The sequence below is a fragment of the Phytobacter sp. genome (assembly GCF_059074235.1).
The window spans coordinates 995,441-1,019,373 of sequence record NZ_JCACPZ010000008.1 but is presented as its reverse complement, the minus strand read 5'-3'; the positions used below and the strand labels follow the sequence as shown (position 1 = coordinate 1,019,373).

At 54.5% G+C, this 23,933-nt stretch carries 18 protein-coding genes; 13 read left to right on the top strand and 5 right to left on the bottom strand.

Features of this window, described 5'->3' with window-relative positions:
• Window positions 1-2 precede the first annotated feature (2 nt).
• Window positions 3-1,877 (bottom strand): amidohydrolase, encoded by a 1,875-nt coding sequence (locus tag AC5JPW_RS22660; RefSeq protein WP_494243321.1) that lies wholly within the window; start codon window positions 1,875-1,877, stop codon window positions 3-5.
• A gap of 352 nt (window positions 1,878-2,229) precedes the next feature.
• On the opposite strand from AC5JPW_RS22660, the gene AC5JPW_RS22655 reads away from it, so the two are divergent.
• The 5 genes from AC5JPW_RS22655 (at window position 2,230) to AC5JPW_RS22635 (ending at window position 9,482) form a co-directional block, all read left to right on the top strand.
• Window positions 2,230-2,919: a hydrolase gene (locus AC5JPW_RS22655; RefSeq protein ID WP_494243320.1), complete on the top strand. Its 690-nt coding sequence runs from the start codon at window positions 2,230-2,232 to the stop codon at window positions 2,917-2,919.
• 63 nt (window positions 2,920-2,982) lie between these two features.
• Window positions 2,983-3,231, top strand: coding sequence for a DUF1427 family protein (locus AC5JPW_RS22650; protein WP_494243319.1), 249 nt, complete (start codon window positions 2,983-2,985; stop codon window positions 3,229-3,231).
• A 2-nt stretch (window positions 3,232-3,233) separates the two neighbouring features.
• Window positions 3,234-3,488, top strand: coding sequence for a XapX domain-containing protein (locus tag AC5JPW_RS22645; protein WP_494243318.1), 255 nt, complete (start codon window positions 3,234-3,236; stop codon window positions 3,486-3,488).
• 22 nt (window positions 3,489-3,510) lie between these two features.
• The gene (locus AC5JPW_RS22640) at window positions 3,511-3,897 is read left to right on the top strand and encodes a response regulator (RefSeq protein WP_494243317.1); all 387 of its coding nucleotides are present in this window, start codon (window positions 3,511-3,513) and stop codon (window positions 3,895-3,897) included.
• A complete protein-coding gene (locus AC5JPW_RS22635; RefSeq protein WP_494243316.1) occupies window positions 3,894-9,482 on the top strand; it encodes an ATP-binding sensor histidine kinase in 5,589 nt (1,862 codons plus the stop codon). Before AC5JPW_RS22640 ends, AC5JPW_RS22635 begins: the two co-directional genes overlap by 4 nt.
• Before the next feature lie 3 nt (window positions 9,483-9,485).
• Here the strand turns inward: AC5JPW_RS22635 and AC5JPW_RS22630 are convergent, their stop codons facing one another.
• The 3 genes from AC5JPW_RS22630 to metK all read right to left on the bottom strand — a co-directional run bounded on the left by AC5JPW_RS22630 (window position 9,486) and on the right by metK (window position 13,287).
• Entirely contained in the window at window positions 9,486-10,106 is a 621-nt protein-coding gene (locus tag AC5JPW_RS22630) for a response regulator transcription factor (protein ID WP_494243315.1), read from the bottom strand.
• Between the two features lie 222 nt (window positions 10,107-10,328).
• A complete protein-coding gene (locus AC5JPW_RS22625; protein ID WP_494243314.1) occupies window positions 10,329-11,723 on the bottom strand; it encodes a sugar porter family MFS transporter in 1,395 nt (464 codons plus the stop codon).
• Between the two features lie 409 nt (window positions 11,724-12,132).
• Complete coding sequence (gene metK, locus AC5JPW_RS22620; protein WP_494243313.1) at window positions 12,133-13,287, bottom strand: methionine adenosyltransferase; 1,155 nt, start codon at window positions 13,285-13,287, stop codon at window positions 12,133-12,135.
• A 409-nt stretch (window positions 13,288-13,696) separates the two neighbouring features.
• Here metK and yqgG point away from each other — a divergent pair, with 409 nt between their 5' ends.
• From yqgG to speA, 3 genes are all read left to right on the top strand, one after another.
• A complete protein-coding gene (gene yqgG, locus AC5JPW_RS22615; RefSeq protein WP_494243312.1) occupies window positions 13,697-13,840 on the top strand; it encodes a small protein YqgG in 144 nt (47 codons plus the stop codon).
• Between the two features lie 88 nt (window positions 13,841-13,928).
• Entirely contained in the window at window positions 13,929-14,078 is a 150-nt protein-coding gene (gene yqgB / locus AC5JPW_RS22610; protein WP_494243311.1) for an acid stress response protein YqgB, read from the top strand.
• Complete coding sequence (gene speA, locus AC5JPW_RS22605) at window positions 14,071-16,047, top strand: biosynthetic arginine decarboxylase (protein ID WP_494243310.1); 1,977 nt, start codon at window positions 14,071-14,073, stop codon at window positions 16,045-16,047. The genes yqgB and speA overlap by 8 nt, the downstream gene beginning before the upstream one ends.
• Before the next feature lie 46 nt (window positions 16,048-16,093).
• On the opposite strand, the gene loiP is transcribed toward speA, so the two are convergent.
• On the bottom strand, window positions 16,094-16,852 hold the full coding sequence (loiP, locus tag AC5JPW_RS22600) for a metalloprotease LoiP (RefSeq protein WP_494243309.1): 759 nt from the start codon (window positions 16,850-16,852) through the stop codon (window positions 16,094-16,096).
• A gap of 281 nt (window positions 16,853-17,133) precedes the next feature.
• Here loiP and tkt point away from each other — a divergent pair, with 281 nt between their 5' ends.
• The 5 genes from tkt (at window position 17,134) to mscS (ending at window position 23,915) form a co-directional block, all read left to right on the top strand.
• Window positions 17,134-19,125, top strand: coding sequence for a transketolase (gene tkt / locus AC5JPW_RS22595; RefSeq protein WP_494243308.1), 1,992 nt, complete (start codon window positions 17,134-17,136; stop codon window positions 19,123-19,125).
• A 316-nt stretch (window positions 19,126-19,441) separates the two neighbouring features.
• Window positions 19,442-20,461: an erythrose-4-phosphate dehydrogenase gene (gene epd, locus AC5JPW_RS22590; protein WP_494243307.1), complete on the top strand. Its 1,020-nt coding sequence runs from the start codon at window positions 19,442-19,444 to the stop codon at window positions 20,459-20,461.
• Between the two features lie 49 nt (window positions 20,462-20,510).
• Window positions 20,511-21,674, top strand: a complete 1,164-nt coding sequence (gene pgk, locus AC5JPW_RS22585; RefSeq protein WP_494243306.1) for a phosphoglycerate kinase — start codon at window positions 20,511-20,513, stop codon at window positions 21,672-21,674.
• A 97-nt stretch (window positions 21,675-21,771) separates the two neighbouring features.
• Entirely contained in the window at window positions 21,772-22,851 is a 1,080-nt protein-coding gene (gene fbaA, locus AC5JPW_RS22580) for a class II fructose-bisphosphate aldolase (protein ID WP_494243305.1), read from the top strand.
• Between the two features lie 188 nt (window positions 22,852-23,039).
• Window positions 23,040-23,915, top strand: a complete 876-nt coding sequence (mscS, locus tag AC5JPW_RS22575) for a small-conductance mechanosensitive channel MscS (protein ID WP_494243304.1) — start codon at window positions 23,040-23,042, stop codon at window positions 23,913-23,915.
• Window positions 23,916-23,933: the final 18 nt, after the last annotated feature.

The following is a 23,933-nucleotide window of genomic DNA, read 5'->3' as shown; positions in this document are numbered from 1 at the left end:
CATCAGAACGCGAAGCAGCTGCAGCCGAGCGCGCCCCAGAAGGCGTTATCGTCTGAAACCGGAACGGAAGAACCGCGTGCCACATCGTGCTGGTGGCTATGCACGCCACACGGACCGCTGCAGTGGTGAACGGCAGGCATCATGCCAACGCGAGTCTGCTGTGGCGGTGCGCTACGATAGTGACCTGGCACATTGACCACCGGTGACCACTCTGGCAGGACCGGAATCGACGGTGGTGCTTCGGCACTGAAGCTGCCGGCGGCGTAGACCACTTTGCCATCCACCACGGTGAGCACGGATTCAATGCCTTTGATCTCTTCTTCCGGTACGCGGAAATAGTCTTTGCTCAGTACCGCAAGGTCAGCCAGTTGACCGGCTTTAATTTGCCCTTTTTTGCCCTGCTCGCTGGAGAACCAGGAACTACCCTGCGTCCACAGCATCAGCGCGGTATCGCGATCCAGGCGCGCATTGACGTCATACATCTGCATGCCGCCGACGGTACGCCCGGAGACCAGCCAGTACAGCGCGGTCCACGGGTTGTAGCTGGCAACGCGGGTGGCATCGGTGCCCAGACCTACCGGTACGCCAGTTTCGAGCATTTTTGCCACCGGTGGCGTGTGACGCACGGCTTCCATGCCGTAACGCTCAGCGAAATATTCGCCCTGGAAGGCCATACGGTGCTGAACCGCAATGCCGCCGCCGAGCGCTTTGATGCGATCAATATTCTGTTGGGTGACGGTTTCAGCATGGTCGAAGAACCAGTGCAGGCCGTTGAACGGAATATCCCGGTTCACACGTTCAAACACGTCCAGCATACGGCTGATGGATTCGTTATAGGTGGCGTGCAGACGGAACGGCCAGCGGTGTTCGACCAGGTGGCGTACCACGCGCTCTAATTCGTCTTCCATGCCTGGTGCCAGATCCGGACGCGGTTCGAGGAAGTCCTCAAAGTCCGCCGCGGAGAAGACCAGCATTTCGCCCGCGCCGTTGTGGCGGAAGAAGTCGCTGCCCTGGCCTGGCGTGAGCATGTCGGTCCATTTTTCGAAATCTTCCAGCTCATGGCCAGGACGCTGGGTAAAGAGGTTATAGGCGATACGAATGGTCATCTGCTCTTTGGCATGCAGCTCGTTGATGATTTCGTAATCTTCCGGGTAGTTCTGGAAACCGCCGCCTGCATCGATGGCGCTGGTCAGGCCCAGACGGTTCAGTTCACGCATAAACTGGCGGGTGGAGTTGACTTGTTGTTCCAGCGGTAGCTTTGGCCCTTTGGCAAGTGTGGCGTAGAGGATCATGGCGTTTGGACGGGCAATCAGCATCCCGGTCGGGTTGCCGTTGCTGTCACGCTGAATTTCACCACCCGGCGGGTTCGGGGTGTCTTTGGTGTAGCCCACCACACGGAGCGCAGCGCGGTTGAGCAGGGCGCGATCGTAGAGATGAAGGATAAAGACCGGGGTATCCGGGGCGGCTTCGTTGATCTCTTCCAGTGTCGGCATGCGGCGCTCGGCGAACTGGAATTCGCTCCAGCCACCCACCACACGTACCCACTGCGGTGATGGCGTGCGCAGCGCCTGCTCTTTGAGCATACGCAGAGCATCGGCCAGGGAAGGCACACCTTCCCAGCGCAGTTCGAGGTTGTAGTTCAGACCACCACGAATCAGGTGCAGGTGCGAGTCGTTCAGGCCTGGAATGGCGGTGCTGCCTTTCAGGTCGATGACCTTACTGCCTTCGCAATGGTATTCCATCACTTCAGCCTGGCTGCCGACTGCCACGAACTTACCGTCACGGATGGCAACCGCATCGGCAACCGGGTTTTCCCTGTCTACCGTGTGAAATTTGCCGTTGAGTAAAATCAGCTCTGCTTTATCGAGCGAGACCATAAATCCTCCTGTCTGAGACGCCCGATACTGGCGTTATGCCAGCGGACGATAAGATGAGATGCCCCGTCAGCGCAGAGCGTGAAAACTGGGGGAATTATGGTGAGCAGGCGAAAACGGCGTCTAGTTATACGAAGGTATACCTATACGTTCGTATAGTTATACACAGAGATAATAGTTCTCATTTCAAACAACTCTTACTATCCGCCCCGACAGCTCGGCCCGGGACGAACGGTAAAAGACAGCATTCTTCTGCTTATCTTTCGCCTGTTGATGCAGCGCGAGAATATCCCGGTCTCTGTCAGCATGGTTTCCGCCTCCGTTCACGGATCACTTAACGACAATGGGTATTCTTATGACCAACTCTAAGCTTGAAGTCCTGACTCCTCAAAACTGCCAGATGATTTTCATCGATCAGCAGCCACAAATGGCGTTTGGCGTGCAGTCTATTGACCGCCAGGTGCTGAAAAACAATGTGGTTGGCCTGGCGAAAGCGGCTAAGGTCTTCAATATTCCAACCGTTATCACCACCGTTGAAACCGAAAGCTTCTCCGGCAATACCTTCCCTGAACTGCTGGACGTATTCCCGGAGCACGATCTGCTTGAACGCACTTCCATGAATTCCTGGGATGACCAGAAAGTGCGTGATGCGCTGGCAAAAAACGGTAAGAAAAAAGTGGTGGTTTCTGGCCTGTGGACAGAGGTGTGTAACAACACCTTCGCGCTGTGCGCCATGCTGGAAGGCGGTTATGAGATTTATATGGTAGCGGATGCCTCTGGTGGCACCTCTAAAGAAGCCCACGACTACGCGATGCAGCGCATGATTCAGGCGGGCGTGATTCCGGTCACCTGGCAGCAGGTTCTGCTGGAATGGCAGCGCGACTGGGCTCACAAAGAGACCTACAACGCGGTGATGGATATCGTGAAAGAGAACTCTGGTGCGTACGGTATGGGTGTGGATTACGCCTACACCATGGTGCATAAAGCACCCGCACGTGCAAAAGGTGCTCACCGCACCCTGGCCCCTGTTCCGGCCAACAAATAATTGTCTGCCTGGGTTGGGGCGTAAGCCCCGACCCGTTTAGTTCGATATCATGGGAGATTCCCTATGAGCACAGAGCTCATTTCCCTTGGCGCAGGCGTGCTTATTGGCCTTCTTTATGCGCTGCTCAAAGTCCGTTCACCAGCTCCCCCCGCGGTGGCCCTGGTCGGCCTGCTCGGTATGCTGGCTGGCGAACAGCTTATCTCTGCGTTCATCAAGCCTGATACGCCTCCGGCTGCGGTCAGTCAACCTTCTGCTACCACGTCGCATGCGGATAATGCCGCCGCGATAAGTCGCTATACAGAGGCAGGCTAGTCATGTTGAAAACCTACGTTATTTCTCTGGCGGTTGGCCTGCTGGCTGGCGTCATTTATGGTGCGATGCAGGTGCATTCGCCCGCCCCTCCGGTCATCGCCCTGCTGGGGTTGTTCGGTATGTTAGTGGGTGAACAGCTTATACCGATTGGTCGTCGCTTGTTGCGCCGTGAGCCGGTGACCCTGGCATGGTTTCGACATGAATGCGTGCCAAAAATCAGCGGTACGCCTCCACCGGATGACAAAAGCGCCCTTTAGCGCGAATGACGAGGAGCAGGGCATGACGCTGCCAGCGCACATTGTCATTATCGATGATGAACGTTCTGTCCGTAGTGGATTAAGCAACCTTCTGCAGTCTGAGGGGTATGACACGCACACCTTCGAATCAGCAGAGGCGTTCCTCAATGATGCAACTGCGCTGACTCAGGCATCGCTGCTTATTATTGATATCAAGCTTAAGGGTATCAGTGGGCTGGAACTTTACCGGCAGATGCTTGAACGCGCGAGGCCGCCACCGGTCATTTTTGTCTCCGGACATGAAGATGAAAACATGTCGCGCTATGCTCCAGAGGCAGGGGCTGTTACGTTGCTGCGTAAACCGATAAATATCGATACGCTGCTGGAACAGATCCGCCGTGAACTATTGATGCGTGAGGAGCGTGGATGAGCGAGAAACTTTCTGCCGCCGGAAAAATGATGGACGGTGAGGTTATCACTTTAACCGATGACATCATCTTTACCCGCTTGTCGCAGGAAGGGGGGATTGCCTGGACGCTTTGCCAGCCACTGCACTCCGGCAGCAGTTTTATTCTGGCCGGTGCCGCGGTATCTGGTGATGAAGCTGCATTCCAGACGACGCAGCGGCTCAAAAATGAGTTTGCATTGCGCGACCGACTCTCCGGTGCGTGGGCCATAAGGCCGATGAACTGCACCAGCTATCACGGTCACTATACGCTGGTGTACGCCCCGTTTCCTTTTCGCACCCTTGCCCAGTCAAGCCGCACGCGCGGACGCAGCCTCACAGATTTTCTCTCCATCGCCATTCGTCTTTGTGTGCCATTGCGCCAAATGCATGCGCAGGGGTTGATTCACAGCGACATCAAACCAGGGCACTTTTTTATCGATCCCAGTGGTGCTTACCGCTTGGGCGGATTTGGCCTGACGGCCGTGGCCGACGGAACATCTGGACACAATCGCATGACAGTGTCAGGCGGTACGCTGGCCTATATGTCGCCAGAACACACGGCGCGTACTCCAGATAAAGTTGACAGCCGCAGCGATCTCTACAGTCTGGGAATCGTGCTCTACGAGCTGCTGACCGGTGAATTACCTTTTGATCTTGACGATGGTGGGCAGGCCGAATGGGCCCACCACCATATTGCATCGCCTCCCCGCTCGCCTTGTGAACTGCGACCGGGAGTGCCACCTACGCTTGCTGAGATCATTCTTCGTCTGCTCGAAAAATCCCCTGAAAACCGTTATCAGACGGTAGAGGGGTTGATAGCCGACCTGCGTCGCTGCCAGGCGTCGCTTGCCAAAAATGGTGAAATTGCGTCATTCACGCCCGGTTTGCAGGACCGGGAACCCACCCGTATATTGCCGGACCCGCTTTTTTTGAACCATCCGCAACACCCTCAATTACTGGCGGTGTTTGACCGGGTTGTTGAAAGTGGTTCGCATGCGCTGGTGACCGTCAGCGGCCCGCCTGGCTGTGGCAAGTCTTCGCTTATCTCTTCGGCGCTGAAAAAACTCCAGCAACGGCAGACCTTACTGGCGATAAGTAAAGCCGATCAATACTCTCCAGTGCTGCCTTATACCGTTATCGCTTCGGCGTTTCGCTCATTGACGCTCTGGCTGCTGGGTTTAGGTGCGGAGGATGTGGCTCGCTGGAAAATGCGCTTGACCCGTTCGCTGGGAAGCTATGCCGCACTGGCGATTAAGCTTGTCCCTGAGTTGGGGCTACTGCTTGATAATCGCCAGCTTACGGTGGTCAACACGCAGTCGGCGGATACCCGTATGCGTTTTAACCTGATGGCGCACCGACTGGTGGAGGCTTTTGCTACCCCGGATTGCCCGCTGGTGCTGCTGATTGGTGATATTCACTGGATTGATCAGGCCAGTCTGCAACTACTGGAATATTTGCTCAGTAGCAGTGAATCACTGCCGCTGCTGGTGGTGGTCTCCTGCTCGGATAAGGATACGTTTCCCGGCTCTGGTGAGCAGGATCTGCTGGCTGCGCTACGTGCGCGTGCGCGTTTTAGCCTCGATCTCCGCCCACAGCCGTTGAGCGTCAAAGCGGTCTCCCGCTGGCTGGCGAATCTGTTGCAGACTCGCGCGTCAGGGCTGGGCGAACTGGCGAGCCTTATCCATGAAAAGACGGACGGTAACCCGCTCTTTACCCACGAATTCTTCCAGCGCATCTTCAAAGATGGCCTGGTCACCCATCATAAAGAATACGGTAAGTGGCATTACGATTTAGAGGCGATTCGCTCACATCACTACACGGAAAACGTGGCGAGCCTGGTGCTGCAACAACTGGCCGAGATGCCGGCACAGACGCGCGCATTGCTCGGCTGTCTGGCCTGCGTTGGCGGCACCGGCAAGCCAGCGCTACTCGGTCAGATGCTGGACATAACACCTGAGCGTTTGCATGAACAACTGCAACCCGCCGTCGCGGCCAGGCTTATTAACCTTTCCGGTGCGCATTACACCTTTACCCATGATCGGGTCCACGATGCAGCACAGGTTTTGCTGGCGCCGGACGAAGTGAATCGCCTCCATTTTGTTGCCGCCCGACTCTTAACTGACACGGTGGGGCAGAATGACAGCAGCGAACATCTGTTCCTCGCTGTTCACCATATTGCCTCGTCGATTGATCGCGTGCGCCTGTCGCCCTATCGTGACCAGTATAGTGCGGTCTGCCGCCTTGCAGCGCAGCGCGCCCGGCTCACCGGTGATTATGCGTCGGCGGTGCGCTACCTGCGAACGGCATCGCGCCTGCAGGAACGTGTAAAGGTCAGCGCATCGGAGGAGAGTTTTAGCCTCGCGTTTGAAGAGGCGGAGTGCGAGTTCCTGCAGGGTAATCTCTCTACGGCGCTCACGCTTTGCCATCAACTGATGAGCGCGCCGGGGAATTTACAGCAAAAGGCGATGGCGGCAGGGATGCTGGCTGAGGTGCACATGCGCCAGTCTGATATGAGCCTGGCGCTGGAAACGTCGCTGGCCTGGCTGGCGGTGTTTGGTATCCACCTCAGCCGCAGCCCGACGGATGCCGAGTGTGATGAGATCTGGCAGACACTCGACGCGCGTTTAGGGGATGTGCCGGAGCAGCATTTCAGACAGCTTACGCACATTCAGAACCCGGAAGCCGAAGCCATCATGAACCTGATGCTGAGTGCCAGCATGTTCTCCGCGTTTGCCAGCCCGCGCCTGCATTTCATTTTATTAGCCCGCATCATGCTGATGAGTCTGGAACACGGCCTGAGCGGGGCGTCCACCACGGCACTGGCGTGGTATGGCGTGATGATCGGTTGTCGCTACCATCAGTATGAAAAGGGCTATGTTTACACGCTGCTGGGGCGCGATTTGGTGAGTGACCATCAGTTGACTCACTTTACCGGGCGCACCTGGCTGGCGGTCGATCTGTGTAGCGCGTGGGTGAAGCCGCTCAGCACGGCGATAGAACATGCCCAAACCTGCTTTACGGTATCGGTCGATCATGGCGATCTCACCGCAGCCTGTTTTGTACTCCGTCACCAGACGATGAATTTCCTGACCCGTGGCGATCATCTGGATGGCGTATTGACCACCATTGAGGGTGGGCTGGGCTTTGTGCGTAAGCTGCATTTCCCGGATGTGGAAATCATGCTCTCCATCCAGCGGCTGTACGTGAATCATCTACGTAACGCCACTTCGGGCTCCTTCAGCGGTCATCATCTGTTTCCCGATACGATGTTAATGGTGACCAATAATCGCGAAAGCCAGCCGATACCGTTGGCGATTTTCTGGTTCTGGCTATACCGGGGCATGACCCACTTTATGGCGGGAGAATACCCAGACGCCATGCGCTGTTTAGCGAAGGCGACGCCAGTGTCCGGCATGGTGCCAGGTTACATTCATCTGCTGGATTACCATTTCTACAGCGCACTCTCGCTGGCACAAAGCCTGTCGCCGGACGAGATGACCCCGACTCACCGGGAAACGCTGACGGCGCACATTGAACATATTGCCCGTTGGGCCAGCCATAATCCGGCCACCTTTGCCGATAAGGCCGCACTGGTTCGTGCCGAGCTGGCAAGGCTTGAGCGGGATAACGCGACTGCCATCGCCCACTATGAAAACGCGATTAGCCTGTCGGGGAAATCAGAGTGTCATCCAATGAACGGGCTCGCCTGCGAACTGGCGGGGCGATTTGCCATGGCGACCGGTTGGCAGACGGCGGCGGAAGGCTACGTCCGCAATGCATTTGCGGCCTGGCGGCGTTGGGGGGCGATGGCGAAAGTACGCCAACTTGAGCACCTTTATCCTCATTTTTCTCCGTCCGGTCAGCGTTCACCCTATGACACCATCTCGTTCGCGCAAAATGAGGTGGCGCATGACCTGGAGAGCGTGCTGCGTGCGGTGCGCGCCATGACCGAGGAAATCGATTTTGACCGCCTTGTGCAGACGCTGCTGACCATTTTGCTGGAGCGGGCAGGGGCGCAGCGTGGGCTGCTGATCAGGATTATCGACAATACGATCCCGGAAACCCAGGCATGGGCCGAAACCTCGTCAGAAGGGGTAAAAGTGCAGATTGCCAGAGAGCGCCCGACGGCAACCGATATGCCGCTCTCGGTGCTGGCGGCAGTCATGCGTACTGGTCAGGAGATTCGCATCAGTAAACCGGAGCTCTTTGGACCCTTCAGCCAGGACCCGTACCTGGTGACTTCCGGGGCGGCAATTCTGTGCGTGCCGATGCACAAACAGGGAAAACTGGTTGGCGTCTTGTATCTGGAAAACCGGGTGATGCCCGAGATTTTCACTGCCGAACATTCGCGTATTGTCAGAATGCTGGCGGCCCAGGCAGCAGTGTCACTGGAAACGGCACGTCTGTATGCTGAATTACTTGAAGAGAACATGCAGCGTCGGCGTGCCGAGAAAGAGTTACGTACCAGCCAGACCTCACTGATGCTGGGGGAGAAAATCAGCAATACCGGTACCTGGCGCTGGGAGCTGGAGCACGATGTGATGTTTGTCTCCGATGAGTACGCGCGGATCCTCGGTCTGCCTGAACAGCAGCGGACCCTTTCGATGGTCGATTTTATGACACTCGTTCACCCGGAGGATTTTCAGCGCATCAATTCCCTGGTCAATGACAGCGTGCGTAACGGTGTTTCTATGCGCGCGGAGTTTCGTGTTTTCCGCCCGGACGGTGACTGTCGTTACATTCTGGGGGTTGGTAATCCGGTGGGGTATGAATCGAATGTCGGCGAGTATTTTGGCGTGATTACCGACATCACGGCGCGCCGTGTATCTGAGGATGCGGTGCGTGTGGCGCAGGCCGATCTTGCGCGTGTTTCCCGAGCCACCACCGTCGGCCAGTTAACCGCCTCGATTGCCCACGAAATTAACCAGCCGCTGATGTCGATTGTGGCTAATGCGGGCGCGAGTCTGCGCTGGCTCAACCGCGAGCCGCCCGTGCTCGCTAATGTGCGTAGTAGTCTTGATGAGATCATCAGTGAAGGGGAACGTGCCGGGAATATCATCCGTGGCTTGCAGGCGTTGACCCGCAATCAAACGTCCAGCTGCTCACGCATCAACCTTCATCATCTTGTCTACCGTATTGTGGCGCTGTCGCGCAGCGAACTGGAACGCCAGCAGATTGCGCTGCACTATCACCTTGATGCCCCGGACACGTTTATTTTCGGCGACAGCGTGCAGATACAACAGGTGCTACTGAACCTGATCGTCAATGCGATAGATGCGATGGCGGGGATTGAGGACCGTCCACTGATGCTTACTGTCAGCTCTGATAATCCGGTGGCGGGGCAGATCCGCCTGGCAATTGCGGACACGGGGATCGGTATTAGCGCTGACGTGCGGGGGCGTCTGTTTGATGCCTTCTATACCACCAAAGAGCAGGGGATGGGCATGGGGCTGAACATCAGCTACGGCATCATTCAGAAGCATCAGGGAAAACTGACCGCTGAGCCTCTGGAGCCGCATGGCAGCGTGTTTACGTTCACGTTGCCGACGCATGCTGAAGATGCGTAAACCTCAGCGGCCCAGGGTTTTTTGAATATTTAACCGGTCGGCGGCGCGGACCAGATCCGTTAATGAACGCACCTGCATCTTCTCCATCACCCGCTTTTTATGCACTTTAGCGGTGATTTCGCTCACACCCATCGCGGTGGCAATTTGCTTATTCAGCAGGCCGCCAATCGCTAGCTGAAACACCTCTTTTTCTCGCGGTGTCAGGGAGTCATAGAGCGCAGCTAGCGTCTGGATTTCCTGGGATTCATCCAGCGTTTGTTCCGCCAGCTTCAGAGCGCCAGCAACGGCCTGGAGCAGCAGACCGGGAACGGCGGGCTTGGTCATAAATTCATACGCCCCCGCTTTCATCGCTTTAACGGACAGCGGAATAGTGCCGAAGCCGGTCAGGAAAATTACCGGGATCATATGGCCCAGCCGGGTCAATGCTTCTGTCACATCGAAACCGCCCGTTTTGGGCATATTCATATCCAGAATCAGGCAGCCGGGTTTTGGGGCGAAGGGGTGTGCCAGAAAATCGTCAGCTGAGGAGAAGTCAGCCACCCGATAATCTTCAGCTTGCAGCAAGTTGACCAGTGCTTGCCTGACAGAATGATCGTCGTCCACCACATACACAATGTGATCCATGAAGGTTCCTAATCATCAGGGGTATGCCAGCACGGAAAGTGATGCGACCTAAGCTGAATCGCCGTTAGTTCCTTAAAATACATAGGCATACATATATTTTCACGAAAGAATAACTGGATGTTAACACAATAATTATCATTATCATGTTTCAAATGAAAATAATAAAAAGGTATGAGTCATGACGGGGAGCGGTCAGGGAGATTTTCCCTGACCGTTTTGGTCTTAGTTGTGTGAACCGATTTCGCGCAGCGGTCGACCCTTCATCAGGTTACGCTCAATGTGTTCAAGCGAGACGTGTTTGGTTTCAGGCACCAGCCACAACGTGATCACGATAAAGAGGGCGTTGAGACCTGCATAGACCCAGAAGGTGTTGGCATTGCCCAGCTTGTCCAGCATAGTCAGGAAGGTTGCGCCGACAATCATGTTGGCAATCCAGTTGGTCGCCGTTGAGCAGGTGATACCGAAATCACGCCCTTTCAGCGGCTGGATTTCCGAGCACAATACCCAGATAAGCGGACCGGCACTCATCGCAAAGCCCACGATAAACATCAGCAGCATGGCAACCGCGAAGTACTGCGCCGTCGGGGTGTGGATGCCCAGATGCAGCATGGTGCCGAGAATGCCCATCCCCGCCGCCATCACCAGGAAGCCCAGCACCAGCGTCGGCTTGCGTCCCCAGCGATCCACAAGGCCAATGGCGATAAAGGTCGCCAGCACGTTAGCCAGACCGACAATGACCGTTCCCCACATCTGCTCGGTGGTGTTGCTGTAGCCCGCGAGTTCGAAGATTTTTGGTGCGTAGTACATGATGACGTTCATCCCGGTGAACTGCTGCATCACCTGCAACAGTACACCCAGCCAGACCGCACGACGGAAATTGGCATTCTCTTTAAACAGCGCCCAGCCGGACTGTTTTACCTGCAGGCTTTCGCGGATCTCTTCCAGCTCGTTTTTGGCCTCAGCGCTGGTATCGCGCAGGCGCATCAACACGCGCTCGGCATCGTGGAACCGGCGTTTGGCGGCAAACCAGCGCGGGCTGTCCGGCAAGAAGAAGACGCCAATCAGCAGCAGGATCGCCGGGATAATGATCACACCCAGCATCCAGCGCCATGCGCCGCTGTAACTGAAGGCGGTGTCGGAAAGATAGGCACCGAGGATACCGATGGTGATCATCAACTGGTACATCGAAATCATGCTGCCACGGATTTTTTCCGGCGCAATCTCCGACAGGTAGAGCGGGGCGGTATAGGACGCCACACCAACGGCCAGACCAAGGATCACACGGGAAATGATCAGCACTTCAACGTTAGGGGCAGCGGCGGAGCAAAGTGAGCCGATCACGAACAGGACAGCGCCGATCATCAGGCTTTTTTTACGTCCAAGACGCCATGACAGCCAGCCGCTGCCGACAGCACCGACGGCGGCACCGAGCATCATTGAGCTGACGACCCATTCCTGGGTGTGTGAGTCGATTTTGAAATCATCAGTGATGAAGGGCAGTGCGCCCGCAATCACGCCAATATCCAGGCCAAAGAGTAACCCTGCCAGGGCTGCAAGGAAGCAGACAAAAAAGGTCATCGCCTTGTTTGAAGGCCCCTGTTTCTTATTGTCAGGCATGATGCCCTCCATCTGTTTGTTTTATCAGTTTTGATACGCCTCATCCTGGATCACTGACCGGCTCTTTTTTGTGATCGTCGTCACTATAGTGTAATCGGTTACATTGGCAGGGATGAGCATATGTAAATAAAGCTGAGAAATATTATAGGCATAAGCGAAGGCAGGCGGAGCTGGGCAGGAGCAGTTTCAGACTATACCGAGAGCGGTTGTAACAATGCAGAATAAGCGCGGCAAGGAGAGAGTGAATACAGATAGATGAGCCAAACAAACAGGATGTAATCGGTTTCAGTAAGCTACTGATAACCCATCATAAGTATAGCCTGCTAAGGAATGACTGGAGAGATAATGTGCGGGCAAAAAAACAAAAGGCCAGCACGAGGCTGGCCTTTAAAGCATGCAAGTCAGAAGATTATTTCAGACCAGCCGCTTCACGCAGTTGCGCCGCTTTGTCGGTTTTTTCCCATGGGAAATGTTCGCGACCAAAGTGACCGTAAGCTGCGGTTTCTTTGTAGATTGGGTGCAGCAGATCCAGCATCTGAATCAGACCGTACGGACGCAGGTCGAAGAACTCGCGTACCAGCAGGATCAGTTGTTCAGCAGGCACTTTTTCAGTACCGAAGGTTTCAACCATGATAGAAGTCGGTTCAGCCACGCCGATAGCGTAAGAAACCTGAATCTCACAACGGTCAGCCAGGCCCGCAGCAACGATGTTTTTCGCAACATAACGTGCAGCGTACGCAGCAGAACGGTCAACTTTAGATGGATCTTTACCAGAGAACGCACCGCCACCGTGACGTGCCATGCCGCCGTAGGTATCAACGATGATTTTACGACCGGTCAGACCGCAGTCACCCATTGGGCCACCGATAACAAAACGGCCAGTCGGGTTGATGAAGAACTTAGTGGATGTGCTCAGCCATTCAGTCGGCAGAACCGGCTTGATGATCTCTTCCATTACCGCTTCTTGCAGCGATTTCTGGTCGATGTCTTCAGCGTGCTGAGTGGACAGCACTACCGCATCGATGCCGACAATTTTGCCGTCGTCATACTGGAAAGTGACCTGGCTTTTTGCATCCGGGCGCAGCCACGGCAGCGTGCCGTTTTTACGCACTTGTGCCTGACGCTCAACCAGACGGTGTGCGTAGGTTACGGGTGCTGGCATCAGCACGTCGGTTTCATTGGTGGCATAACCAAACATCAGGCCCTGGTCGCCTGCACCCTGCTCCAGCGGATCAGCACGGTCAACGCCCTGGTTGATGTCCGGAGACTGCTTACCAATGGCGCTCAGTACGGCGCAGGAATTGGCATCAAAGCCCATGTCAGAATGGACATAACCAATTTCGCGAACGGTGTTACGGGTAATTTCTTCGATATCTACCCATGCACTGGTAGTGATTTCACCACCGACCAGCACCATGCCGGTTTTTACATAGGTTTCACAGGCAACGCGCGCTTTCGGATCCTGTTCAAGGATCGCATCCAGCACGGCGTCGGAAATTTGGTCAGCAATTTTGTCAGGATGCCCTTCTGAAACGGACTCAGACGTAAAAAGGTGTTTTGCCATGTTCTGTTTTCACCTGAAGTAATTCGGTTGGCCTGGACAGCGTGCCGGGTTGCCTTTGCGGTCATTTCCGCGAGGACGTGCAGGTTAAGGCACGGGCTGTCTAAGTGTTAATCAGTTTAGATGGATTAACATCTGGATGGCTATTCTAGGTTAATTCTTAACCCCATTGCCAGCGTTTTTTGATGCCCCGCACAGACTGACTGAAATGGTTACAGAAATTTTCCCTGCCTGTGCCTTAAACGTAATTTTTTATTTTGCATTTTTACCCTGTTCTCGGTATAAAACGCCGCGCGCGGCTTATATAAAAAGCGCACGGTAATTCCGTGTTGCCACTTCCAGCCGGGTTAAGCAATTAATGGCCTTGGCTTGTCGCATATCGTCATGATCTGCGTGGAGGTGATACGAGATAATGAACCGTCGTTTTCAGCAGAATCTGTCGCGTCGTTCTGACGCACATACATTCCCCGCAACCCGCAAATCTAGTCTGCAAACCTGCCGATGTTATACCCATTTCGGCGCTTCTCAGGACTCCAGGGCCGGTACGGCACAGTGATCACTGAACAAGGGCTCTCCTGCTAAATCAGGAGTTTTCTCGTGGTTTCGCCGAACCGTCATATTTAAGTTCGGTCACGTGTTTTACAATGAATATGAATAAGAAACCGGTCGCACACTCTGTGAACCAGCGTTTTATGCTGGAAAAACATAGGGTTTATGGGTTGTTATCGCATTGTTACACTGCGATAGTGGTTGACTGTCTTACACTTAATACTATTGAGGTTCGCTATGTCTGACGACATGTCTTCATTTTCGCCTTCGTCAGCAGGCGAGCACGGTGTACTACGTTCCATGCAGGAGGTTGCGATGAGCTCCCAGGAAGCTAGCAAGATGCTACGTACTTACAATATTGCCTGGTGGGGTAATAACTACTATGACGTTAACGAACTGGGCCACATCAGCGTTTGCCCGGATCCTGACGTCCCGGAGGCACGTGTCGATCTTGCTCAATTAGTGAAAGCACGTGAAGCACAAGGCCAACGCCTGCCCGCGCTGTTCTGCTTCCCACAGATTCTGCAACATCGTCTGCGTTCGATTAACGCCGCGTTCAAACGTGCGCGTGAGTCCTATGGTTACAACGGTGACTACTTCCTGGTATACCCGATCAAGGTGAACCAACATCGCCGCGTGATTGAATCCCTGATTCATTCTGGCGAACCGCTGGGATTGGAAGCCGGTTCTAAAGCGGAGTTGATGGCGGTCCTGGCCCATGCGGGTATGACCCGCTCCGTAATTGTGTGTAACGGTTATAAAGACCGTGAATACATCCGCCTGGCGCTGATCGGCGAGAAGATGGGCCACAAGGTCTATCTGGTCATCGAAAAGATGTCTGAAATTGCGATCGTGCTGGATGAAGCTGAGCGCCTGAACGTGATCCCGCGTCTGGGTGTGCGTGCACGTCTGGCGTCGCAGGGCTCTGGCAAATGGCAGTCCTCCGGTGGCGAGAAATCCAAGTTCGGTCTGGCGGCAAATCAGGTGCTGCAACTGGTGGAAATGTTGCGTGAACGTGGCCGTCTGGACAGCATTCAGCTGCTGCACTTCCACCTTGGTTCGCAGATGGCCAATATTCGCGATATCGCCACTGGCGTTCGCGAGTCAGCGCGTTTCTACGTTGAGCTGCACAAGCTGGGCGTCAATATTCAGTGCTTTGACGTGGGCGGCGGCCTGGGCGTGGACTATGAAGGGACCCGTTCTCAGTCCGATTGCTCCGTTAACTATGGTTTGAACGAGTACGCTAACAATATTATCTGGGCGATTGGCGATGCCTGCGAAGAGAACGGTTTACCGCATCCGACGGTTATCACCGAATCTGGTCGTGCGGTTACCGCGCACCATACCGTTCTGGTCTCGAACATTATCGGCGTTGAGCGTAACGAGTACACCGAAGCTACGGCTCCGGCGGACGACGCACCGCGCGCGCTGCAAAGCATGTGGGAAACCTGGCAGGAGATGCACGAGCCGGGCACGCGTCGTTCTCTGCGCGAGTGGCTGCACGACAGCCAGATGGATCTGCATGATATTCACATCGGTTACTCGTCCGGTACGTTTAGCCTGCAGGAACGCGCCTGGGCTGAGCAGCTTTATCTGAACATGTGCCACGAAGTACAGAAACAGCTCGATCCGAGCAATCGTGCTCACCGTCCTATCATCGACGAGTTGCAGGAACGTATGGCGGACAAAATGTACGTCAACTTCTCCCTGTTCCAGTCGATGCCGGACGCCTGGGGTATCGATCAGCTGTTCCCGGTGATGCCGTTAGAAGGGTTGAATAAGATCCCGGAACGTCGTGCGGTGCTGCTGGATATCACCTGTGACTCTGATGGTGCTATCGATCACTACGTCGATGGTGACGGGATTGCGACTACCATGCCGATGCCAGAGTACGATCCGGAGAACCCGCCGATGCTCGGTTTCTTCATGGTCGGCGCGTATCAGGAAATCCTGGGCAACATGCATAACCTGTTCGGCGATACCGAAGCGGTGGACGTCTTCGTCTTCCCTGACGGTAGCGTGGAAGTGGAGTTGTCGGATGAAGGGGATACCGTGGCGGATATGCTGGAGTATGTGCAGCTTGATCCAAAAACCTTACTGACCCAATTCCGCGATCAGGTCAAACAGACCGATCTGGATGACGCCCTGCAGAAACAGTTCCTCGAAGAGTTTGAGGCGGGGCTGTACGGTTACACCTATCTTGAAGACGAGTAATTAACGCGTCATGCCGGAGGCAGTAACTGCCTCCGGCACCTTTCTATTATTTGATACCGTCTGCTGCCAGTCTGTCGCGAACGTGTTGCGCACGCTCTGCTGAGGCTGGGTGATCGTCAAACATGGAACTCTGACGACCCTCTTCCAGTTTTGCCAGTTTTTCGAAGCTGGTAGCCAGCCCCATCGGGCTGATTCCTCGTTTGCGCAACAAGTCATAAGAATAATCGTCCGCTTCGGACTCCTGGCGCTGCGAGAACTGCGAATTCACCAGTTTTTCACCCAGGTCACCCAACTGGGATTGCGACAGACTTCCCACCACGCCACCCGCCGATGCCGCGGCTGCGCGTACTGCGTTGGTGCCTAACGCAACCTGCATGCCTTTCTTCACGTGACCGAGCGCAACGTGGCCCATCTCGTGACCAATAACGGCTTCAACTTCGTTGTCATTCATCATATCCATCAGGCCGCTGTAAACGCGGATACAGCCGTTGGCCATCGCGAAGGCGTTAACGTCTTTTGCCACGTAAACCTTGTAGTTCACCGGTTGGCCATTGATGTTGTCACCCAATGCGTTAGCAATTTTGGCGAGACGTTGGCTGTACTGGCTGCTGGCAGGGGCGATAGTGGCTTTAGCGTCCATCTGCTTACAGGCTTCGTCACTCAACGTTTTCACCTGAGCGTCGCTTAACGTATAGGCCTGAAATGCTTCGGCTCCTGACGTGAGGAAACCGTTAGAGTCCATGTTCTGGCAACCTGCCAGCAAGGTAGCGGTAGCCAAAGCAAGCAAAGCCGGGCGAATTTTCATCTCTTATCTTCCACGCAGGTTGATTCATAATTCTGATAATGCACGGGTCACAATCGAACCGGTGCAGTTGCATAAGTATAAAGAATAGAACGATAAGCGGGCGAGTCCATTGCGCAATGTGCGAGCAGCTTCCAGAGATTTCTTAACACCCAAAAGGATGCTCCATGTACATGACTTGCCGCTTGGGTTACATTGTTGGCACTTTTTTCCGGCGTAGCCCATAACGCGCTGTAGTCAAGTCGTTCCGGGCATGGCCTTTAACAGTCCGATCTGGAGTCAAAATGTCCTCACGTAAAGAGCTTGCCAATGCCATTCGTGCGCTGAGCATGGACGCGGTACAGAAAGCCAAATCCGGTCACCCGGGTGCCCCGATGGGTATGGCTGACATCGCCGAAGTCCTGTGGCGTGATTTCCTGAACCACAACCCACAGAACCCGGCATGGGCAGATCGTGACCGCTTCGTGCTGTCTAACGGTCACGGCTCGATGCTGATTTACAGCCTGCTGCACCTCACTGGTTATGATCTGCCGATCGAAGAGCTGAAAAACTTCCGTCAGCTGCATTCCAAAACCCCGGGTCACCCGGAAGTGGGTTACACCGCAGGCGTGGAAACCACCACTGGCCCGCTGGGTCAGGGCATTGCTAACGCCGTGGGCATGGCTATCTCAGAAAAAACCCTGGCAGCGCAGTTCAACCGTCCGGGCCACGACATTGTTGACCACAGCACTTATGCCTTTATGGGCGACGGCTGCATGATGGAAGGCATCTCCCACGAAGTGTGCTCCCTGGCGGGTACCCTGAAACTGGGCAAACTGGTCGCCTTCTACGACGACAACGGCATCTCCATCGACGGCCATGTTGAAGGCTGGTTCACTGACGACACCGCAGCCCGTTTCGAAGCCTACGGCTGGCACGTGGTGCGCGGCGTGGACGGTCACAACGCGGACTCCATCAAAGCGGCAGTCGAAGCGGCGAAAGCCGTTACCGACAAACCGTCCCTGCTGATGTGCAAAACCATCATCGGTTTCGGTTCGCCGAACAAACAGGGCACCCACGACTCCCACGGTGCTCCGCTGGGCGACGCGGAAATCGCGCTGACCCGCGACGCACTTGGCTGGAAACACCCTGCCTTTGAAATCCCGTCTGACATCTATGCCCAGTGGGATGCGAAAGAAGCCGGTCAGGCGAAAGAGTCTGCGTGGAACGAGAAGTTCGCCGCCTACGCCAAAGCCTTCCCGGAACTGGCTGCAGAATTCACCCGTCGTATGAGCGGTGACCTGCCGTCTGACTTCGACGCCAAAGCGAGCGCGTTCATTGCGAACCTGCAGGCGAACCCGTCCAAAATCGCCAGCCGTAAAGCGTCGCAGAATGCGATTGAAGCCTTTGGCCCGCTGCTGCCGGAATTCCTTGGCGGCTCTGCTGACCTGGCGCCAAGCAACCTGACCATCTGGTCCGGCTCAAAAGCGATTAACGAAGACACTGCCGGCAACTACATCCACTACGGCGTGCGCGAGTTCGGCATGACCGCGATTGCCAACGGTATCTCCCTGCACGGTGGCTTCCTGCCGTACACCTCCACCTTCCTGATGTTCGTGGAATATGCCCGTAACGCGGTGCGTATGGCAGCACTGATGAAACAGCGCCAGGTGCTGGTCTACACCCACGACTCCATCGGTCTGGGCGAAGATGGCCCGACGCACCAGCCGGTCGAGCAGGTCGCTTCTCTGCGTGTGACCCCGAACATGAGCGTATGGCGTCCGTGTGACCAGGTGGAGTCTGCAGTGGCGTGGAAATACGGTGTTGAGCGTGCTGATGGCCCGACCGCACTGATTCTCTCCCGTCAGAACCTGGCGCAGCAGGAACGTAGCGCTGAGCAACTGGCCAACGTGGCCCGTGGTGGTTACGTGCTGAAAGACAGCAACGGTCAGCCGGAGCTGATTTTCATCGCCACCGGTTCTGAAGTTGAGCTGGCGGTTGCGGCATACGAGAAACTGACTGCGGAAGGCGTGAAGGCGCGCGTGGTTTCCATGCCGTCCACTGACGCATTCGACAAGCAGGATGCGGCGTACCGTGAAGCGGTGCTGCCGAAAGCAGTCTCTGCTCGCGTGGCAGTTGAAGCGGGTATCGCAGACTACTGGTTCAAATACGTGGGCCTGAACGGCGCGATCGTTGGGATGACTACTTTTGGTGAGTCTGCACCGGCAGAACTGCTGTTCGAAGAGTTCGGCTTCACCGTTGAGAACGTGGTCGCGAAAGCGAAAGAACTGCTGTAATTTCGATTACACAATGAAACGGGTCGCTCAGGCGGCCCGTTTTTTTTGCCTGAAGCCAGAGCGTAATTCCTCAACTGGAATAAGTTTGCTGCGTTTTACCGTGAAAGTGTGATGTATGTCAGATAAATGGTGGTCTGCACCGGGCGTTGATTCCTTTTATTCCGCGTTTGGCTTATTCTAGCTGAAGCGTTTCAGTTGTTTAAATGTTCGACAAATAATCAATCAGTTGTAGTTTGTGACAGGCAAGGATTCCCCTCTGAAGGTTGCTGCATTACTCTGTTAGCCACTTCAGAACGGGTTACCTGGCAGGAGATCTATGACCGTACGCATAGCGATTAATGGCTTCGGTCGCATCGGGCGCAACGTGGTTCGTGCTTTATATGAATCCGGGCGACGAGCGGAAGTCACCGTGGTGGCAATCAATGAACTGGCCGATGCTGCAGGCATGGCGCATTTATTGAAATATGACACCAGCCACGGGCGGTTTGCATGGGATGTGTATCAGGAACGTGAGCAGCTATATATTGGCGATGACACTATCCGCATCTTGCATGAACGTGACATCGCGCTGCTGCCCTGGCGAGAACTGGGTGTTGATGTAGTGCTTGATTGCACGGGCGTCTATGGCAACCGCGAACACGGCGAAGCCCATCTGGCCGCTGGCGCGAAAAAAGTGCTTTTCTCCCATCCTGGTAGCAACGATCTCGACGCGACGGTCGTGTTCGGCGTTAACGAAAAAGATCTTCGTGCCGAAAACCGCATCGTGTCTAACGCCTCCTGCACGACCAACTGTATTATTCCGGTCATTAAGCTCCTTGATGATGCATTTAGCATCGAGTCGGGAACGGTAACCACCATCCACTCGGCCATGCACGATCAACAAGTGATTGATGCTTACCATCCGGATTTACGCCGGACGCGCGCAGCCAGCCAGTCGATAATCCCGGTGGATACGAAACTGGCCGCAGGTATTACCCGAATTTTTCCGCAATTTCATGACCGTTTTGAAGCGATTGCGGTGCGTGTTCCAACCATTAATGTGACGGCAATTGACCTAAGCGTGACGGTTAAAAAACCGGTAAAAGCGTGTGAAGTCAACACGTTGCTGCAAAAAGCAGCACGTGGAACTTTTCATGGTATAGTTGACTATACGGAATTACCGTTGGTTTCAATTGATTTTAACCACGACCCACATAGTGCCATTGTCGATGGCACGCAGACGCGGGTCAGTGGTTCGCACCTTATTAAAACCCTGGTGTGGTGCGATAACGAATGGGGCTTTGCTAACCGAATGCTTGATACGACGTTAGCAATGGCCGCGAAAGGTTTCAGGTAGGGTGTAAGTTGCACCCGCAAAACTTTATGAATCATTGAGAGGATTCACCATGTCTGTAATTAAGATGACCGATCTGGATTTGGCAGGTAAACGCGTTTTCATCCGTGCGGATCTGAACGTACCGGTTAAAGATGGCAAAGTAACCAGCGATGCACGTATCCGTGCTTCTCTGCCGACCATCGAACTGGCACTGAAACAGGGTGCGAAAGTGATGGTTACCTCCCACCTGGGTCGTCCGACCGAAGGCGAGTACAACGAAGAATTCTCTCTGCTGCCGGTTGTTAATTACCTGAAAGACAAACTGTCTAACCCGGTACGTCTGGTTAAAGACTACCTGGACGGCGTTGAAGTTGCTGCAGGCGAACTGGTTGTTCTGGAAAACGTTCGTTTTAACAAAGGCGAGAAGAAAGACGACGAAGCACTGTCCAAAAAATATGCCGCTCTGTGTGACGTATTCGTGATGGATGCATTCGGCACCGCACACCGTGCACAGGCGTCTACTCATGGTATCGGCAAATTTGCTGATGTAGCTTGTGCTGGTCCGCTGCTGGCGGATGAACTGGAAGCGCTGGGTAAAGCGCTGAAAGAGCCTGCTCGTCCGATGGTTGCTATCGTTGGTGGTTCTAAAGTTTCCACTAAACTGACCGTGCTGGATTCTCTGTCTAAAATCGCTGACCAGCTGATCGTCGGTGGCGGTATCGCTAACACCTTCGTTGCTGCTCAAGGCCACAACGTCGGTAAATCCCTGTACGAAGCGGACCTGGTTGACGAAGCAAAACGTCTGCTGACCACTTGTGATATCCCAGTCCCGACAGACGTGCGTGTCGCTACTGAGTTCTCTGAAACTGCCACTGCTACCCTGAAATCTGTTTCTGACATCAAAGATGAAGAGCAGATTCTGGATCTGGGCGATGTTTCCGCTGAGAAACTGGCTGCAATCCTGAAAAACGCGAAAACCATTCTGTGGAATGGCCCGGTTGGCGTATTCGAATTCGCTAACTTCCGCAAAGGCACTGAAATCGTGGCTAACGCTATCGCAGACAGCGACGCGTTCTCCATCGCAGGCGGTGGTGACACCCTGGCAGCGATCGACCTGTTCGGTATCGCTGACAAAATTTCCTACATCTCCACTGGTGGCGGTGCATTCCTCGAGTTCGTGGAAGGCAAAGTGCTGCCAGCAGTCGCAATGCTCGAAGAGCGCGCTAAGCAGTAAGTATTCAAAGGGCAGGGAAACCTGCCCATTTTTCAGCGCGCGCTAAGCTCGCGAATTTTTTCCAACGGTCGAAGATACAGAAACAGGACTCGAAAACATGTCTAAAATTTTTGATTTCGTAAAACCGGGCGTCATCACCGGTGATGACGTTCAGAAAGTGTTCCAGGTAGCTAAAGAAAACAACTTTGCGCTGCCAGCAGTTAACTGCGTGGGCACCGATTCCATTAACGCCGTTCTGGAAACCGCTGCAAAAGTTAAAGCTCCGGTTATCGTTCAGTTCTCCAACGGTGGTGCTGCATTCATCGCGGGTAAAGGCGTGAAAACCGACGTTCCTCAGGGTGCTGCTATCCTGGGTGCAATCTCTGGCGCACATCACGTACACCAGATGGCTGAGCACTACGGTGTTCCAGTTATCCTGCATACCGACCACTGCGCGAAGAAACTGCTGCCGTGGATCGACGGTCTGCTGGACGCGGGTGAAAAATACTTTGCTGCTCACGGCAAACCGCTGTTCTCTTCTCACATGATCGACCTGTCTGAAGAGTCTCTGGAAGAGAACATCGAAATCAGCTCCAAATACCTGGCGCGCATGGCGAAAATCGGCATGACCCTGGAAATCGAACTGGGTTGCACCGGTGGCGAAGAAGACGGCGTGGACAACAGCCACATGGACGCTTCTGCCCTGTACACTCAGCCAGAAGACGTTGATTACGCTTACACCAAACTGAATGCAATCAGCCCGCGTTTCACCATCGCTGCTTCCTTCGGTAACGTGCATGGCGTGTACAAGCCGGGTAACGTGAAACTGACCCCGACTATCCTGCGCGACTCTCAGGAATATGTTTGCAAGAAACATAACCTGCCGCACAACGCTCTGAACTTCGTGTTCCACGGCGGTTCCGGTTCTACTGCTCAGGAAATCAAAGACTCCGTAAGCTACGGTGTTATCAAAATGAACATCGATACCGACACCCAATGGGCGACCTGGGAAGGTATTCTGAACTACTACAAAACCAACGAAGCGTATCTGCAAGGTCAGCTGGGCAACCCGAAAGGCGAAGACCAGCCGAACAAGAAATACTACGATCCGCGCGTATGGCTGCGTTCCGCTCAGACTTCCATGATTACCCGTCTGGAGCAGGCTTTCAAAGAACTGAACGCGGTTGACGTTCTGTAATCTGAGTTAGCTTTTACGCCTAAAAGCCCGCCTTCAGTGCGGGCTTTTTTATTGCCTGTTCAATGGCATGCGCACGCGTTAAATGTGATCCGTTTGGCAAAAACGCCTCTTTTTGTTTACCCTTTAGGGGTCTGTCCGCCACCGTCGGGTTGGATTGTTCCCGTACGGATTAACAAAAGGAATGAAGAATGGAAGATCTTAACGTCGTCGACAGTATTAACAATGCGGGCTCCTGGCTGGCTACCAACCAGGCGTTACTGCTGAGTTACGCTGTCAACATCGTCGCCGCTATCGCCATCATCATCGTGGGTATGATCATTGCCCGCATGATTTCAAATACTGTGAACAAACTGATGCGGGCGCGGCACATTGATGCCACCGTTGCCGATTTCCTCTCTGCGCTGGTTCGCTACGGCATTATCGCGTTTACCTTGATAGCTGCGCTGGGGCGAGTGGGGGTACAAACCGCATCCGTCATTGCGGTTCTGGGTGCTGCTGGTTTAGCTATTGGTCTGGCCTTGCAAGGCTCGCTGTCGAATCTGGCAGCTGGGGTGCTGCTGGTAACCTTCCGCCCGTTCCGTTCCGGTGAATACGTTGACCTGGGCGGAGTTGCAGGAACCGTGTTACAGGTGCAGATTTTCTCCACCACTCTGCGTAGCGCCGATGGCCGTATCATTGTGGTCCCGAACGGTAAAATCATTGCCGGGAACATCATCAACTTCTCCCGTGAGCCGGTTCGCCGTAATGAATTTATTATCGGCGTGGCTTACGACTCGGATATCGATCTGGTCAGAAGATTGCTGACCGAGATTATCGAGTCTGACGATCGCATTCTGAAAGAGCGCGAGATGACGGTGCGCCTTAATGAACTGGGTGCGTCATCGATCAATTTTGTGGTGCGCGTCTGGAGCAACAGCGGCGACCTGCAAAACGTCTACTGGGATGTACTGGAGCGTGTGAAACGCAGCTTTGACGAACACGGTATCAGCTTCCCTTACCCGCAAATGGATGTGAATTTTAAGCGCGTGAAAGAAGCGGACGATAATGTCGCACACGTGGAATAATCCGTTCGCCCGCGCTTA

Excerpts from the sequence above, each read along its gene's own strand:
- AC5JPW_RS22625 (WP_494243314.1), bottom strand. The coding sequence starts at position 11,723 with ATGCCTGACAATAAGAAACAGGGGCCTTCAAACAAGGCGATGACCTTT.
- mscS (WP_494243304.1), top strand. The coding sequence starts at position 23,040 with ATGGAAGATCTTAACGTCGTCGACAGTATTAACAATGCGGGCTCCTGG.
- pgk (WP_494243306.1), top strand. The coding sequence starts at position 20,511 with ATGTCTGTAATTAAGATGACCGATCTGGATTTGGCAGGTAAACGCGTT.
- AC5JPW_RS22640 (WP_494243317.1), top strand. The coding sequence starts at position 3,511 with ATGACGCTGCCAGCGCACATTGTCATTATCGATGATGAACGTTCTGTC.
- AC5JPW_RS22635 (WP_494243316.1), top strand. The coding sequence starts at position 3,894 with ATGAGCGAGAAACTTTCTGCCGCCGGAAAAATGATGGACGGTGAGGTT.
- speA (WP_494243310.1), top strand. The coding sequence starts at position 14,071 with ATGTCTGACGACATGTCTTCATTTTCGCCTTCGTCAGCAGGCGAGCAC.
- epd (WP_494243307.1), top strand. The coding sequence starts at position 19,442 with ATGACCGTACGCATAGCGATTAATGGCTTCGGTCGCATCGGGCGCAAC.
- AC5JPW_RS22650 (WP_494243319.1), top strand. The coding sequence starts at position 2,983 with ATGAGCACAGAGCTCATTTCCCTTGGCGCAGGCGTGCTTATTGGCCTT.
- metK (WP_494243313.1), bottom strand. The coding sequence starts at position 13,287 with ATGGCAAAACACCTTTTTACGTCTGAGTCCGTTTCAGAAGGGCATCCT.
- AC5JPW_RS22655 (WP_494243320.1), top strand. The coding sequence starts at position 2,230 with ATGACCAACTCTAAGCTTGAAGTCCTGACTCCTCAAAACTGCCAGATG.
- yqgB (WP_494243311.1), top strand. The coding sequence starts at position 13,929 with ATGAATATGAATAAGAAACCGGTCGCACACTCTGTGAACCAGCGTTTT.
- AC5JPW_RS22630 (WP_494243315.1), bottom strand. The coding sequence starts at position 10,106 with ATGGATCACATTGTGTATGTGGTGGACGACGATCATTCTGTCAGGCAA.
- tkt (WP_494243308.1), top strand. The coding sequence starts at position 17,134 with ATGTCCTCACGTAAAGAGCTTGCCAATGCCATTCGTGCGCTGAGCATG.
- AC5JPW_RS22660 (WP_494243321.1), bottom strand. The coding sequence starts at position 1,877 with ATGGTCTCGCTCGATAAAGCAGAGCTGATTTTACTCAACGGCAAATTT.
- fbaA (WP_494243305.1), top strand. The coding sequence starts at position 21,772 with ATGTCTAAAATTTTTGATTTCGTAAAACCGGGCGTCATCACCGGTGAT.
- yqgG (WP_494243312.1), top strand. The coding sequence starts at position 13,697 with ATGAACCGTCGTTTTCAGCAGAATCTGTCGCGTCGTTCTGACGCACAT.
- AC5JPW_RS22645 (WP_494243318.1), top strand. The coding sequence starts at position 3,234 with ATGTTGAAAACCTACGTTATTTCTCTGGCGGTTGGCCTGCTGGCTGGC.
- loiP (WP_494243309.1), bottom strand. The coding sequence starts at position 16,852 with ATGAAAATTCGCCCGGCTTTGCTTGCTTTGGCTACCGCTACCTTGCTG.